Source organism: Mesorhizobium sp. SP-1A (assembly GCF_032460275.1).
In the GTDB taxonomy this organism is placed as follows: Bacteria; Pseudomonadota; Alphaproteobacteria; order Rhizobiales; family Rhizobiaceae; genus Mesorhizobium.
Genome location: NZ_JAVXZD010000010.1, coordinates 1 through 13,193, shown reverse-complemented (window position 1 = coordinate 13,193; position 13,193 = coordinate 1). Strand labels below are relative to the sequence as shown.

The 13,193-nt window shown below is 63.3% G+C and carries 13 protein-coding genes and 1 tRNA gene; 6 read left to right on the top strand and 8 right to left on the bottom strand.

All coding sequences use genetic code 11. From position 1 onward, the window contains the following. Positions 1-35: 35 nt before the first annotated feature. Positions 36-359: a heat shock protein HspQ gene (gene hspQ / locus QU595_RS27275; protein WP_315927935.1), complete on the top strand. Its 324-nt coding sequence runs from the start codon at positions 36-38 to the stop codon at positions 357-359. 79 nt (positions 360-438) lie between these two features. On the opposite strand, the gene aspS is transcribed toward hspQ, so the two are convergent. Then, complete coding sequence (aspS, locus tag QU595_RS27270; protein ID WP_315927934.1) at positions 439-2,229, bottom strand: aspartate--tRNA ligase; 1,791 nt, start codon at positions 2,227-2,229, stop codon at positions 439-441. Positions 2,230-2,423: 194 nt separating this feature from the next. On the opposite strand from aspS, the gene rnd reads away from it, so the two are divergent. Continuing rightward, positions 2,424-3,581 carry a ribonuclease D gene (rnd, locus tag QU595_RS27265; protein WP_315927932.1) on the top strand — a complete coding sequence of 386 codons (1,158 nt, stop codon included), beginning with the start codon at positions 2,424-2,426 and terminating at the stop codon, positions 3,579-3,581. On the opposite strand, the gene QU595_RS27260 is transcribed toward rnd, so the two are convergent. The 3 genes from QU595_RS27260 to guaB all read right to left on the bottom strand — a co-directional run bounded on the left by QU595_RS27260 (position 3,535) and on the right by guaB (position 6,131). After that, a complete protein-coding gene (locus QU595_RS27260; RefSeq protein ID WP_315927930.1) occupies positions 3,535-4,005 on the bottom strand; it encodes an MAPEG family protein in 471 nt (156 codons plus the stop codon). The two genes, rnd and QU595_RS27260, sit on opposite strands and share 47 nt — an antisense overlap. Positions 4,006-4,033: 28 nt before the next feature. Then, on the bottom strand, positions 4,034-4,549 hold the full coding sequence (locus QU595_RS27255; protein WP_315928129.1) for a hypothetical protein: 516 nt from the start codon (positions 4,547-4,549) through the stop codon (positions 4,034-4,036). 79 nt (positions 4,550-4,628) lie between these two features. After that, a complete protein-coding gene (gene guaB / locus QU595_RS27250) occupies positions 4,629-6,131 on the bottom strand; it encodes an IMP dehydrogenase (protein WP_315927928.1) in 1,503 nt (500 codons plus the stop codon). Between the two features lie 253 nt (positions 6,132-6,384). Between guaB and QU595_RS27245 the strand changes: the two genes are divergently transcribed. Beyond that, positions 6,385-7,812 (top strand): MFS transporter, encoded by a 1,428-nt coding sequence (locus tag QU595_RS27245; protein WP_315927926.1) that lies wholly within the window; start codon positions 6,385-6,387, stop codon positions 7,810-7,812. Between the two features lie 12 nt (positions 7,813-7,824). Here the strand turns inward: QU595_RS27245 and QU595_RS27240 are convergent, their stop codons facing one another. Both QU595_RS27240 and QU595_RS27235 read right to left on the bottom strand, forming a co-directional pair. Beyond that, positions 7,825-8,538 (bottom strand): RlmE family RNA methyltransferase, encoded by a 714-nt coding sequence (locus tag QU595_RS27240; protein WP_315927924.1) that lies wholly within the window; start codon positions 8,536-8,538, stop codon positions 7,825-7,827. Next, entirely contained in the window at positions 8,535-9,944 is a 1,410-nt protein-coding gene (locus QU595_RS27235; RefSeq protein ID WP_315927921.1) for a Ppx/GppA phosphatase family protein, read from the bottom strand. The genes QU595_RS27240 and QU595_RS27235 overlap by 4 nt, the downstream gene beginning before the upstream one ends. Positions 9,945-10,205: 261 nt before the next feature. Between QU595_RS27235 and QU595_RS27230 the strand changes: the two genes are divergently transcribed. From QU595_RS27230 to QU595_RS27220, 3 genes are all read left to right on the top strand, one after another. Further along, positions 10,206-11,138, top strand: a complete 933-nt coding sequence (locus QU595_RS27230; RefSeq protein WP_315927919.1) for a lysylphosphatidylglycerol synthase domain-containing protein — start codon at positions 10,206-10,208, stop codon at positions 11,136-11,138. A gap of 151 nt (positions 11,139-11,289) precedes the next feature. Next, positions 11,290-11,363 (top strand) — tRNA-Gln (locus tag QU595_RS27225). A 260-nt stretch (positions 11,364-11,623) separates the two neighbouring features. Next, complete coding sequence (locus QU595_RS27220) at positions 11,624-12,139, top strand: hypothetical protein (protein WP_315927917.1); 516 nt, start codon at positions 11,624-11,626, stop codon at positions 12,137-12,139. Here QU595_RS27220 and QU595_RS27215 read toward each other — a convergent pair. Then, positions 12,079-12,669: an alpha/beta hydrolase gene (locus tag QU595_RS27215; protein WP_315927915.1), complete on the bottom strand. Its 591-nt coding sequence runs from the start codon at positions 12,667-12,669 to the stop codon at positions 12,079-12,081. The two genes, QU595_RS27220 and QU595_RS27215, sit on opposite strands and share 61 nt — an antisense overlap. A 20-nt stretch (positions 12,670-12,689) precedes the next feature. After that, positions 12,690-13,016, bottom strand: a complete 327-nt coding sequence (locus QU595_RS27210; RefSeq protein WP_410000582.1) for a hypothetical protein — start codon at positions 13,014-13,016, stop codon at positions 12,690-12,692. Between the last annotated feature and the right edge of the window lie 177 nt (positions 13,017-13,193).

The following is a 13,193-nucleotide window of genomic DNA, read 5'->3' as shown; positions in this document are numbered from 1 at the left end:
CCAAATAGAACGAAGTGTTTGAAGTGGTGAGTAAAATGAAAACGGCCAAGTTCTCTATCGGACAGGTGGTGCGCCACCGGCTGTTTCCGTTCCGCGGCATCATTTTCGATGTGGATCCGCAATTCGCCAATACCGACGAGTGGTACGAATCCATTCCGGACGAGGTCCGTCCGCGCAAGGACCAGCCGTTTTATCATCTGTTGGCAGAGAATTCCGAAACCGAATACATCGCTTACGTGTCGGAGCAGAACCTTCTCGAGGACGATTCCGGCGAGCCGGTGCGGCATCCGCAGGTCGGGGAGTTCTTCGAAAGGCGCCCCGACGGCAGTTACGGCCCGAAGCGCCAGTCGCGGCACTGAAAACGGGTTCCGGCAAATGAAAAAGGCCCCGCTGGACGGGGCCTTTTGCGTTTGAAACGAGCAGGTTGAAGGGAAAGGTTCAACCTTCCTTCCTGGGCGCGACGATGCGCAGCGACAGTTCGCGAAGCTGCGTCGGCGTGGCTTCCGCTGGCGCGCCCATCAAGAGGTCTTGCGCCTGCTGGTTCATCGGGAACAGCGTCACCTCGCGCAGGTTCTTGGCGCCGACGAGCAGCATGACCACACGGTCGATGCCGGCCGCCATGCCGCCGTGCGGCGGCGCCCCATACTGGAACGCGCGGTAGAGGCCGCCGAAATTCTGCTCCACCTCTTCCCGCGACTTGCCGGTCAGTTCGAAAGCCTTGACCATGAGTTCCGGAAGCTGGTTGCGGATGGAGCCGGACGCGATCTCGAAGCCGTTGCAGACCATGTCATACTGGTAGGCCTTGATGGTCAGCGGGTCCTGAGTCGCGAGCGCCTCCAGCCCGCCTTGTGGCATCGAGAACGGGTTATGGGCGAAGTCGATCCGCTTCTCGTCCTCCAGCCATTCGTAGAATGGGAAGTCGACGATCCAGCACAGTTCGAAGCGGTCGCGGTCGACCAGATTCAGCTCCTCGCCCGCACGGGTGCGCGCTTCGCCGGCGAATTTGTAGAACTTGGCGGGATCGCCCGCGACGAAGAAGGCGGCGTCGCCATCCGCAAGCCCGAGCTGCTGACGGATCGCCTCGGTACGCTCCTCGCCGATGTTCTTGGCGATGGGGCCCGCGCCTTCGAGCTTTTCGCCTTCCTTGCGCCAGAAGATATAGCCGAGGCCTGGTTGGCCCTCGCCCTGCGCCCAGGAATTCATGCGGTCGCAGAAAGCCCTGGAGCCGCCGGTCCTGGCCGGGATCGCCCAGACCTCGACCTTGGGATCGTTGGCGATCATGTTCGCGAACACCTTGAAGCCGGAACCGGCGAAGTGCTGCGTGACTTCCTGGATCTCGATCGGGTTGCGCAGGTCCGGCTTGTCCGTGCCGTAGGTGCGGATGGCCGTATCGTAAGGAATGCGGCGGAACTTCTGCGTCACCGGCTTGCCTTCGGCGAACTCCTCGAACACGCCGCGCATGACTGGCTCCATCGTATCCCAGACGTCTTCCTGGGTCACGAAGCTCATCTCGAGGTCGAGCTGGTAGAATTCGCCCGGCAGGCGGTCGGCGCGCGGGTCCTCGTCGCGGAAGCAGGGCGCGATCTGGAAATAGCGGTCGAAGCCGGCGACCATCAGGAGCTGCTTGTACTGCTGCGGCGCCTGCGGCAGCGCGAAGAACTTTCCGGGATGGATGCGGCTCGGCACCAGGAAGTCGCGCGCGCCTTCAGGCGAGGATGCCGTCAGGATCGGCGTCGAATATTCGGTGAAGCCCACTTCCTCCATGCGCTTGCGCATCTCGGCGATGATCCTGGTGCGCTGCACGATGTTCCTGTGCAGCGTCTCGCGGCGCAGGTCCAGGAACCGGTATTTCAGGCGGATGTCTTCCGGATAGTCCGGCTCGCCGAACACCGGCAGCGGCAGTTCTTTGGAAGCGGACAAGACTTCCATATCGAGGGCGAAAACCTCGATCTCGCCGGTGGCGAGGTTCGGATTCACCGCCTCCGGGGTGCGCGCCTTGACCTCGCCATCGACGCGGATGACCCATTCGCCGCGCACCGTCTCGGCGATCTTGAAGCAGGGCGAATCCGGATCGGCGACGATCTGGGTCAGGCCGTAATGGTCGCGCAGGTCGATGAACAGCAGCCCGCCGTGATCGCGGACGCGATGCACCCAGCCGGACAGCCGGACGGTCTGGCCGACATCGGCCTTCCTCAATTGAGCGCAGGTATGGCTGCGATAGCGATGCATGTCGAAATTCCGGTCAGAAGTTGGTGAGGCCGGCAATTGGAATCCGCCTCATGAAATCGGCGCGAAAAGCGCATGGGAGGCCGGATTTGTCAAGGCAACGCTTGGCTGAAGCGCCGCAATCGAGCCACCGAGCTTGACGAAATGCTTTGCGGCTGGAATGGAAGAAAGCTTCTCTTTCGGCCAAAGCGATTTTTATGCACGTCATTACCACCCAAAGCGAACTCGAAACCGTTGTCGCAGCGTTCGAAAAATCAGATTTCGTCACCGTCGATACAGAGTTCATCCGCGAAACCACCTTCTGGCCGGTGCTATGCCTGATCCAGATGGCGGCGCCGGGCGTGACGGCCCTGATCGATCCGCTCGCCCCCGGCCTCGATCTCAAGCCGTTCTTCTCGTTGATGGCGGACGAGTCCGTCACCAAGGTTTTCCACGCCGCCCGGCAGGATATCGAGATCATCGTGCATCTGGGCGACCTGATCCCCCATCCGGTGTTCGACACCCAGGTCGCGGCCATGGTCTGCGGCTTCGGCGACAGCGTTTCCTACGACCAGCTCGTGCAGAAGATCACGGGGGCGCGGATCGACAAATCCTCCCGCTTCACCGACTGGCGGCATCGACCGCTGTCCGAAAAACAGCTCGAATACGCGCTGGCGGACGTCACGCATCTGATCGACGTCTATCGCAATCTCAGCGAAGAGCTGAAGCGCGAGAACCGCGCCCACTGGCTGAACGAGGAGATGGGGGTCCTGACCTCCCGCGAAACCTATATCCCTCACCCGGAAGACGCCTGGAAGCGGCTGAAGATGCGCCTGCGCAAGCCGCAGGAACTGGCTGTGGTGCAGGCGGTCGCCGCCTGGCGCGAACGCGAGGCCCGCGAGCGCGACGTGCCGCGCGGACGTGTCCTGAAAGACGACGCGATCTACGAGATCGCCCAGCAGGCGCCGCGCGATGCCGTGGCGCTCGGGCGGCTGCGCACGACGCCGAAGGGGTGGGAACGGTCCGCGACGGCATCATCGCTGCTGGCGGTGGTGAACGCGGCGCTCGAACAGCCCAAGGACAGCATGCCCAAGTTGCCGAAGCCCTTCCAGCCGCCGGAGGGGACGAGCGCTGCGGCCGAGCTGCTCAAGGTCCTGTTGCGGATCGTCGCCGAAAAGGAGGGCGTCGCGCCCAAGATGCTGGCCTCCAGCGACGACATCGACCACATCGCCGCGGAAGGCGAGAAGGCTAACGTGCCTGCCCTGCATGGCTGGCGCCGGGCGGTGTTCGGTGACGCGGCACTGCGCCTTGTCCGCGGTGAACTGGCGATCAAGTTCGACAAGAGGAAGATCGCCTTGTTCGAGGTCGATCGCTGACTTTCGCTATGCCGCGCCGAGAAGGTGCAGCGAAGACCGCCCACATCACCACCAGCACGACGAAGCCTGCCGCGAAGGCCGGGCTGCGATAGCGCAAGTCGTTGCTGGTGACGTGCACATAGGCATGAAAATAGCGCAGCAGGACGAAGAGCCACGCCAGGACCACCGTGAGGTAAGATGCGCCCCTGGTCATGAACAGGGCCAGGCACAGCACATGGAACAGCACCGGCAGCTCGAACTGGTTCACCAGATTGTTGGCCGTGGCGGCGCTGACCTCGGGTTCACGCGTGCGCAGCTTGAACTGGTTCGGAGAGGCGGCGCCCGTCTGCACCGCAATCCGGCGGCGCCAGCCGAGACGCACGTAAACGATGCAGACCAGCAGGACATGGGCGATCATCGGCCACAGGATCGCGGTCTGGTTCATCGGCCTCTCCCCTGCCCGGCTTCCGCCGTCATCGATGCCGCCTGCCCGCCAGGATAAAGGCGGCGATGACAATGAGCGGAACTGCCTCCAGCGCGAACTTCGTCACGATCAGGCCCGAGGCGAGCGACAACGAATCGGGATTGGCCAGGAGAAAATCGGAAAGCAGGCGGACCACGGCCAGGTTCTGTGCGTAGTCGGCCAGCGTGTAAGGCATGACCAGGCCGATTGCCAGCAGGGTCTGGGCGCCTTCGGACAGGCTCGCAAAGCCCGGCAGTCTGCGCCCCGTGACGAGGATGGTGCTGACCAGCGTGGCAGACAGCAGGGCCGGAAACAGCAAGTCGAAGGTCAGGTAGTGCCAGACGATGATGATCTCGCTGCCGCGCCGGCCGAGCGCAGTCAGCCAGGCCATGCCTTCGTCCGGGGTAAAGCCGGTGAAGCGCATGTCGAGCGACGGCAGGCCGCCGCTCAAATCCCTGAAATAGAAGAACTCCAGCAGCGTCATGGCCAGGAAGACGGCGCCGGAGGCGAAGATCAGTGCGACCATGTGGCGGGAAAGCCCGATGACCGGCCCGATGACCGGATCGAGCAGGTTTTCCCGCAGGTTGCGCACGGAGGAGCGGTGCTCAGCTTGCCCCGGGGTAGTTGGGGCTTTCCCGGGTGATCGTGACATCATGGGCATGGCTCTCACGAAGTCCCGCGTTGGAAATGCGCACGAAGGTGGCGCGCTCGCGAAAATCGGCAAGGTCGCGCCCGCCGACATAACCCATAGCGGCTTTCAAGCCGCCTGCAAGCTGGTGCAGCACGCCAGCCACAGGTCCCTTGTAAGGCACCTGACCTTCGATGCCTTCCGGAACCAGCTTCAGCGTGTCGCGCACCTCGGCCTGGAAATACCGGTCGGCAGAGCCGCGCGCCATGGCGCCGACGGAGCCCATGCCGCGATAGGCTTTGAAGGAACGGCCCTGGTGCAGGTAGACCTCGCCCGGACTTTCGTCGGTGCCGGCCAGCAGGGAGCCGATCATGGCCGCGTTGGCACCGGCCGCGAGCGCTTTGGCAAGATCGCCGGAAAACTTTATGCCGCCGTCGGCGATCACCGAGATACCGGACTTCTGCGCCGTATCGACGGCCGCCATGACCGCAGCGAGCTGAGGCACGCCGACACCGGCAACGATTCGGGTCGTGCAGATGGAGCCCGGGCCGATGCCGACCTTGACGGCGTCGGCGCCGGCGTCGATCAACGCCTGCGTGCCATCGCCCGTCGCCACGTTGCCGGCCATGATGCGAACCGAATTCGACAGTTTCTTGGCGCGTGTGACGGCATCGAGCACGCGCTGGGAATGGCCATGGGCGGTGTCGATCACCAGCAGGTCCACGCCTGCGTCGATCAGGCGCTCTGCCCTCTCGAAACCGTCCTCGCCGACGCTGGTTGCCGCAGCGGCGCGCAGGCGCCCGTGCGCGTCCTTGCTGGCATTGGGGTTGAGCTGGGATTTCTCGATGTCCTTGACGGTGATCAGGCCGACGCAATTGCCGCTCTTGTCGACGACAAGGAGCTTTTCGATGCGGTGCTGGTGCAGCAGGCGCTTGGCCTCGCTCTGATCGACGTTCTCCTTCACCGTGATCAGGTTTTCCCGAGTCATCAGCTCGTAGACCTTCTGCGCCGGATCCGAGGCGAAGCGCACATCGCGGTTGGTCAGTATTCCGACGAGCCGCCCGGTCTTCTGACCGCCTGCGCCACCGTTTTCCACGACCGGAATGCCGGAGATGCCGTGGGTCTTCATCAAGGTCAAAGCGTCCGCCAGCGTGGCGTCGGGACCGATCGTGACAGGGTTCACCACCATGCCGGATTCGAATTTCTTGACCTGGCGGACCTGTTCGGCCTGCTCTGCCGGCGAGAAGTTGCGATGAATGACGCCGATGCCGCCCGCCTGGGCCATGGCGATGGCCAGCCGTGCTTCGGTGACCGTATCCATGGCGGCGGAAAGGATCGGAACGTTGAGGTCGATGTCGCCGGCGATGCGTGTGCTGATATCGGTCTCGCCGGGCATGACGTTGGAATGGCCGGGCTGAAGCAGCACGTCGTCAAAAGTCAACGCCAGGGCGCCGGTCTGCGTCTCGATGATCTTGGCCATGCCGTTCCTCGAAAAATAAGGGGACGAACGCCATCGATTGATAGCGCCGACTCGTTTCTTCCCTTTCAGGATGGCGCTGGCTGGTAACACGTCTCGTCGTCGATGGAAAGCGGACAACAGGGAAACGGGGTCAGATGCGCTCTCGCCGGTCGCAGAAAAGTGACGGGGCGAACGCGCGACATTGCAGGTCAGGCATGATACCCGGCGCGACGACATTTTACCCGACTACCTTGCGTTGCAACCGAAATTGTCCGTGAACCGCATCATTCCCTTGATACTGGCCGTCGCACTGTTCATGGAGAACATGGACGGCACGGTTATCGCGACCTCGTTGCCGGCGATCGCGATCGATATCCAGACGAGCCCCATCGCGCTCAAACTGGCGCTTACGGCCTATCTCGTGTCGCTGGCCATCTTCATCCCCGTCAGTGGCTGGATGGCAGATCGGTTCGGCGCCAAGAACGTGTTCCGCGCCGCCATCGCCGTCTTCGTGTTCGGGTCCATCGCGTGTGCGGTTTCGAATTCGCTGCTGGCCTTCGTCGTGTCGCGTTTCCTGCAAGGCATGGGCGGGGCGATGATGACCCCGGTCGGCAGGCTCGTGCTGGTGCGCTCGACGCCGAAGGACGAACTCGTGGCGGCGATGTCGTGGCTGACGGTTCCGGCGCTGGTGGGGCCGCTGGTCGGGCCGCCCGTCGGCGGTTTCATCACGACCTATTTCACATGGCACTGGATTTTCCTGATCAACGTCCCGATCGGCATGATCGGCATCGTGCTGGCGACGCGCTTCCTGCCCGAGTCGGAGCCGGCAAATGTGCCGCCGCTCGATTCCATCGGCTTCGTGCTGTCCGGCGTTGCCGCATCGGGTGTCGTGTTCGGGCTTTCCGTGGTGAGCCTGCCGGCCTTGCCGCCTATTGTGGGGTTCGCCACGGTCGCGGTCGGCGTCCTCTGCGGCGTGCTATATCTCTTCCACGCGCGGCGTGCCCAAAATCCGCTGCTGGCGCTCGATCTGTTCCGCAATCAGGTTTTTCGATCCTCGGTGCTCGGCGGGGGACTGTTCCGCATCGGCATCGGCGCCGTGCCGTTCCTGCTGCCGCTGATGTTCCAACTCGCTTTCGGCCTCACACCGTTCCAGTCCGGCATGATCACCTTCGTGACCGCTATCGGGGCGATGGGCATGAAATTCGTCACGACCTGGATATTCCGCAACTTCGGTTTCCGCAGGGTGTTGATCGCAGGCTCGCTCATGGCTTCCGGCACGATAGCCATCAACGGCTTCTTCACGCCGGAAACGCCTTATGCCGTGATGTTGGCCGTCATCCTGGCGGGGGGCTTCATCCGCTCGATGTTCTTCACCGGCATCAATGCGCTGGCCTATGCCGACGTGTCGCCCGAGGACACCAGCAAGGCGACCCCGATCACGGCGGTGGCCCAGCAACTCTGCATTGCCCTGGGCGTGGCGCTGGCCGGCGGCATCCTGGAAATCCAGGACAAAGTCCATGGCGGGGCGTTGACCCTTACGGATTTCCACATCGCGTTCTATCTGGTCGCGTTCGTATCGGCCTTGTCGGCGATCTCGTTCGTCCGCCTCGCCCCGGATGCCGGCAACGCCGTGTCCGGCTACAAAGGGCGGCCGGCCAAGCGCGTGGAGACGGTCACGTCCGCCTCTTCCTCCGGGCGGTGATGCCGAGCGGGCTCAGTCCTGCGAAGGCTGGCGCCCCTTGAAATCCTTGGCCAGGAGATAAAGCTCCACCGATTCGTCGCGCGACGCCGGCGGCTTCACATGGTGGACGGAACGGAAATTGCGCTTCAACGCGTCGAGCAGGCCCGCTTCCGTGCCGCCCTGGAAGGTCTTTGCGAGGAAGTGGCCGCCGGGCCTCAGCACCGACATGGCGAAATCCGCCGCGACTTCGCACAGATGCATGGTGCGCAGATGGTCGGTGCGCCGGTGCCCGGTGGTCGGCGCCGCCATGTCGGACAACACCACGTCCGGTTCGCCGCCCAGTGCCTGGGTCAGCTTTTCGGGCGCGTCGGGGTCGAGGAAATCCAGCTGCAATATGGTCGCGCCGGGGACGGCGTCCATTTCCAGATAATCGATGCCGACGACATGTGGAGCGTCGAGGCTTGATTTCGTCCGATCCGCGGCGACCTGGCACCATCCACCCGGAGCCGCACCGAGATCTATGACGCGCATGCCGGGCTTCAGCAGATGATGTTTGTCGTCGATCTCGATCAGCTTGTAGGCCGCGCGCGACCGATATCCATCGGCCTTGGAGCGCTGGACATAGGGATCGTTCAAGTGCCGTTCGAGCCAACGGCGCGACGATTCCTTCAGGCCGCTCTTCTTCTTGACCCGCGTTCGCAGCACGCGTGCACCGCCCGGGCCTGACTTGTCCGGCTTTTTCGTCATTGGCGGGCTCCGCTGTCGAACCGGCCACCCGGCCGCCCGGACGTGTGCCACTTCTGCCGCCACGCCCCGTCGTCCGCCATCAGTTCGCTCAATATGCCTTCGCGCAGCCCACGGTCGGCTACCCGCAACCGGTCGGATGGCCACACGCCCCGGATCGCTTCGAGGATCGCGCAGCCGGCGAGGACGAGGTCGGCACGATCCGCCCCGATGCAGGGATTGGCGACACGCTGCTGGAAGTCCCAGCCCAGCAGCTTCTCGATCATGGCATCGACCATGGCGCGGTCCATCCACAGGCCGTCGACCCTGCGCCGGTCGTAGCGTTCGAGTTCCAGATGCACGCCCGCGAGCGTCGTGACCGTGCCGGAGGTTCCAAGCAGGTGGAAGCCCGGTCTGGACACCAGATGGCTCAACCGGTCGCGTCCGTGGAAGGCCGCCAGCCGCGCGGCCACGTCATCGACCATCGCGGCAAAGATCTCTTTCGTGACGGTGCGCCCTCCGAAGCGCTCGGCGAGCGACACCACGCCCACCGGCAACGAGGTCCACGACACGATGTGGTTGGCCAGCCGCTGCGAACGGCGGTCTGTCAGGTCGATCAGGGCGATTTCGGATGAACCGCCGCCGATATCGAAAAGCACCACGCCGCGCGTATCACGCTCGACCAGAGAGCCGCAGCCGGAAACCGCCAGCCGCGCTTCCGTCTGGCGGTCGATGATCTCGAGCTTCAGCCCCGCTTCGCGCTCCACGCGCTCCAGGAATTCGGCGCCGTTCTCGGCCGTGCGGCACGCTTCGGTGGCGATGAGCCGGGCTCGCCTGATCTTGCGGTTGCGCAGCTTGTCGCCGCAGACCTTGAGCGCTTCCAACGCCCGGTCCATGGCCGGGCCGGCCAACCGCCCGCTGGCCGCAAGCCCCTCGCCCAGCCTGACAATGCGCGAGAAGGCATCGATGACGCGGAAGTGCCCGTGGCGGGACGGCACCGCGACCAGCAGCCGGCAATTGTTCGTGCCGAGATCAAGCGCTGCGAACACCGGCAGTTCCTGTCCCGCCTGCCAGTGAGTTCTATTCGGGGCATGCGGGCTCGACGCCGGAACCGGCTGCGGCTGCCTCGGCTCGCTTTTCTGCGCTGGCGGCGACTGCGGAGACGGAACCGTGACGACGATTTCGGCCGGCGCTTTCGGGCTCTGCCCGTCTACCCGCGCGAAGACCTTGCGGCCGCGCTTGCGCTTGCGACGCTTCCTGCCTTTCGGTTTGGGCTGGGTGTCCGATTCCGCTGCCTGCGCACGCGTCGCCGCCGCCCGACGGTTCGGCTGCTGCCGGTCTGCGGGCGGTGTTTGCGACGTCGAAGACGCCGAAACCTCGCCGGACACCCTCGCCCCCGGCGTCTGAACGCCGGCGTTGCGGTCTTCCACTGTCGATCCTTCCAGTGCCGCGCGAACCGTTTGGCGGACGCAGCAGGCGCTACTTTTCCCGTAAGTTGGCGCCAGACTAGCAGCGCAATGGCGGATCACCAAGCGCAAAGCGAAATCACCTGTTCCACTATCAGTGCGCAAGGATTGGGTAGCCGACTTCGATAGGCCATTGCGTTTCGAGAGGGAAACAGGCTCACCTAACATGCCAGCTCATCAACCTGCGCTGGATTCGGGAACGGGTTTGGGAACGGCTGTCGCGGAATGAATTGGAGGCGTTATTTCTGGCCCTTGGTCGGCCTTTCGGCCGTCGCCTTCTCCGTATGGGTGCTTGTGGGCGAGCTGCGCGGCATTTCAGTGGACGACGTCTGGGCCGGGCTGGGTGCGATTCGCCCTCACCGCTGGATGCTGGCGGCGCTCAGCGGGGTTGCCGCCTATGGCGCGCTTGCGGGCTACGACCACATCGCGCTTCTGCATATTCGCAAGCGGGTTTCCTGGCTGTTCGTGACCCTTTGCTCCTTCACCACATATGCGCTGTCGCACAATATCGGCGGGTCGGTTTTCTCCGGCGCCGTCATTCGCTACCGGGCATATGGGACGCGAGGTCTGAGCGGGCAGGACGTGGGCGTGCTTGTCGCCATATGCTGGTTCACCTTCATTCTGTCGACTTTCCTGGTGTCGGGCGTCGTATTGCTGCTCGAACCCAACCTTTTCGACCGCTTCTCCGATATGGGGTTCACCAGCCTGTCTACCGGCGCGGGAATCATCATGCTGCTGCTGGTCGCGGCGTATGTGTTCGGCAGCTGGTTGCATTTCCGTCCCCTCAGGATCGGGACGTTCCAGCTGCACTACCCCCGCCTGCCGATCGTGGCCCGCCAGCTTATCATCGGGCCGATCGAACTTCTGGCGGCTGCCGCGATCCTGTTTTTCGCACTGCCGGTCGAAGGCAATCCCGGCTATCTGGTGGTGCTGGGCGTGTTCATGGTGTCGTTTTCCGCAGCCCAGATTTCCCATGCGCCGGGCGGCCTGGGCGTGCTGGAAGTCGTGTGCCTGGCAGGGCTGTCAGATATGGACCAGGCGGGCGTGGTGGCTGCGCTGCTGGTGTTCCGGCTGATTTACCTGATCGTGCCGCTCATCATCGCCCTGTTCGTGGTGCTGCTGTTCGAGCGCTCTCAGTTCGGCCGAAGAACCGAATGATGACAATGCGTGGATTGAAACGCGGTGCAGGCTTGACTATTTTCCGTTGGCGGCTACAAGGCAGCCGAAACGGGCGCTGCCGGCGGGGTTGCCTGCATGATGCCCGCCAATTGCGGCTTGTTTCGGCACAGCGTCGAATCAGACGCCCTGTTGGGGAATAGGTTAACGGTAGACCAGCGGACTCTGACTCCGTTAGTCCTGGTTCGAATCCAGGTTCCCCAGCCAAACCGCTCCCAGAAATCCTTGAAATCCGCGGGATTCCGGACCTTCCGCAAGGTCGCCGTTCCGCGCTGTATCGGCCTTGTCCAAGTGGTGCCCATAACTGATGCCCACAGGTGGTGTCCATCCGCCCGGGGCCGACGGAGCACGGGCGGATGGGATTGCGCAGGCACCAGGTCGAGAATCTCGTCCTCAGAGGACCGGTCTTCTATTGGCGGGCGCGGATTCCCGTTGGCTTCGCCGCGGCCGGAAGCGCCCGACTTTCATTGAGCCTTAGGCTCTCGGACCGTAAGAAGGCATCCGTGGTGGCGCGGCGGCTTAACGCGCTGCTGCTCCAGATGCAGATGGTGCCGAAAGCGAGAATGGCGACCAAGGAACAGCTCACGAAGATTTTCGCGCTCGAGGTCGAGGCCATGCGCGAGGAGATCGACGCACTCGACCGCGCCGCCAAGCGCAGCGGCTCCCTTCGCGACCCTTCCCAGCGCGAAGCCGACCGGCAGGTCGGCTGGGCTTACCGCCTCCTCGACGCCTACGGAGCAAAGGACGAGCTTTCGTTTGAGGAAGGTGGCGAAGCGCGCGAGGCGCTTATCGAGGCGGGCGCCGAAGCCGACGACATTCCCTTCATCGCAGCGACCTACCGGTCCGAACGACAGGGCTTGCTTTCGGATCGACAGGGCTCGACGCGGAGCCCGTTCCTGCGAGATGTGCTTCACCGCATGGCTCAGGTCGGCCTCGAGGCCGCATCGGCCTTCGAGTCATGCGCGATCTGCGCGAAACGATAGACCGCATCTTCATAGCGGTTGTTGAAACCATGCACGAAAACCAGCACGTCTCGGCTCTTCGGCAGATTGCGCGCCAACCAGTCGGAACCTGCCGCCTGCGTCGGCGCCAGATGACTGACTTCGACGGTCGCAAAGTCAGTGGCAGGGTCGGGCGGAAGCCTCTTCGGCCACTGCACATCGCCCACCTTTCGATGGCTGTCTGGCGGGATCGAGACCTTTATCTCATCGAGTGAAAACGCCTTGTCGCGTTGACCGCTGTAAAGTGTAGCGGGATTTCCCGATGGCTTACGCGTCGTAATGACGAGCAGGTCGGCAATCGAGGTGTCTGGAGCGGAATAGGCGATGGGAACCAACACTTCTTCCGCATGTCCGCACCCCGTCAAGGCAACGGCCAACAGGGAAATGCGGCCGACGGAAACCGGCCTTCGTCCATGAACGACACGAAGCATGCTGATCAATCCAAACTGTGGTCTGCCGGAAGTATCGGAATGGCATGAATGGCTGGAGGAACGGAACCAATACGGTTCCATTCCCTCCTTTCTCTTTCCGATTAGTGGACGTTCACCTGAACGTAGACGCCGCCGCTCCTGGCATAGTAGACGCCACCGCAATTGTAGTAGTAAGCGCCACCATAAAGACCATAAACGCAGCCGGGCGGCAAAACCGTCAGACGAGCTACTGTCCGCCGGGCTGTACGTCGCGCGGTCCGACGGGCTACGCCTGCATAGGAAAGCGGCGTCAGCGGACGGCCGATGACGGCATAGGCCGGCGATACCGGACCGACCGCGCCAAGAAACGGGAGTTCCCAATCGGAGCTGCCCAAGATCGCAAAGCCCATCACTAGCAAAATCGCAACAACCTTCTGCCAGCGTTTCATTGGACATCTCCCACATTGGTCGCGTCGGGAATTTCATCGAGATGAGACAATTGGTGTTGATTGCCACTGAGAACTGACCCGGCATTTCCACCGAGAATTGACCCGCCTATTAGGTATGTTTCGGGTCTGTGGCTTGGGTCAAGTTCCTGCCTTTCTCCTTTTTGCTTTTGGTCTCAT

Coding starts and splice junctions, on each gene's coding strand:
- QU595_RS27260 (WP_315927930.1), bottom strand. CDS start 4,005: ATGAACCAGACCGCGATCCTGTGGCCGATGATCGCCCATGTCCTGCTG.
- QU595_RS27210 (WP_410000582.1), bottom strand. CDS start 13,016: ATGAAACGCTGGCAGAAGGTTGTTGCGATTTTGCTAGTGATGGGCTTT.
- QU595_RS27215 (WP_315927915.1), bottom strand. CDS start 12,669: ATGGAACCGTATTGGTTCCGTTCCTCCAGCCATTCATGCCATTCCGAT.
- guaB (WP_315927928.1), bottom strand. CDS start 6,131: ATGGCCAAGATCATCGAGACGCAGACCGGCGCCCTGGCGTTGACTTTT.
- QU595_RS27255 (WP_315928129.1), bottom strand. CDS start 4,549: ATGGTCGCACTGATCTTCGCCTCCGGCGCCGTCTTCCTGGCCATGACG.
- aspS (WP_315927934.1), bottom strand. CDS start 2,229: ATGCATCGCTATCGCAGCCATACCTGCGCTCAATTGAGGAAGGCCGAT.
- QU595_RS27230 (WP_315927919.1), top strand. CDS start 10,206: ATGAATTGGAGGCGTTATTTCTGGCCCTTGGTCGGCCTTTCGGCCGTC.
- hspQ (WP_315927935.1), top strand. CDS start 36: ATGAAAACGGCCAAGTTCTCTATCGGACAGGTGGTGCGCCACCGGCTG.
- rnd (WP_315927932.1), top strand. CDS start 2,424: ATGCACGTCATTACCACCCAAAGCGAACTCGAAACCGTTGTCGCAGCG.
- QU595_RS27240 (WP_315927924.1), bottom strand. CDS start 8,538: ATGACGAAAAAGCCGGACAAGTCAGGCCCGGGCGGTGCACGCGTGCTG.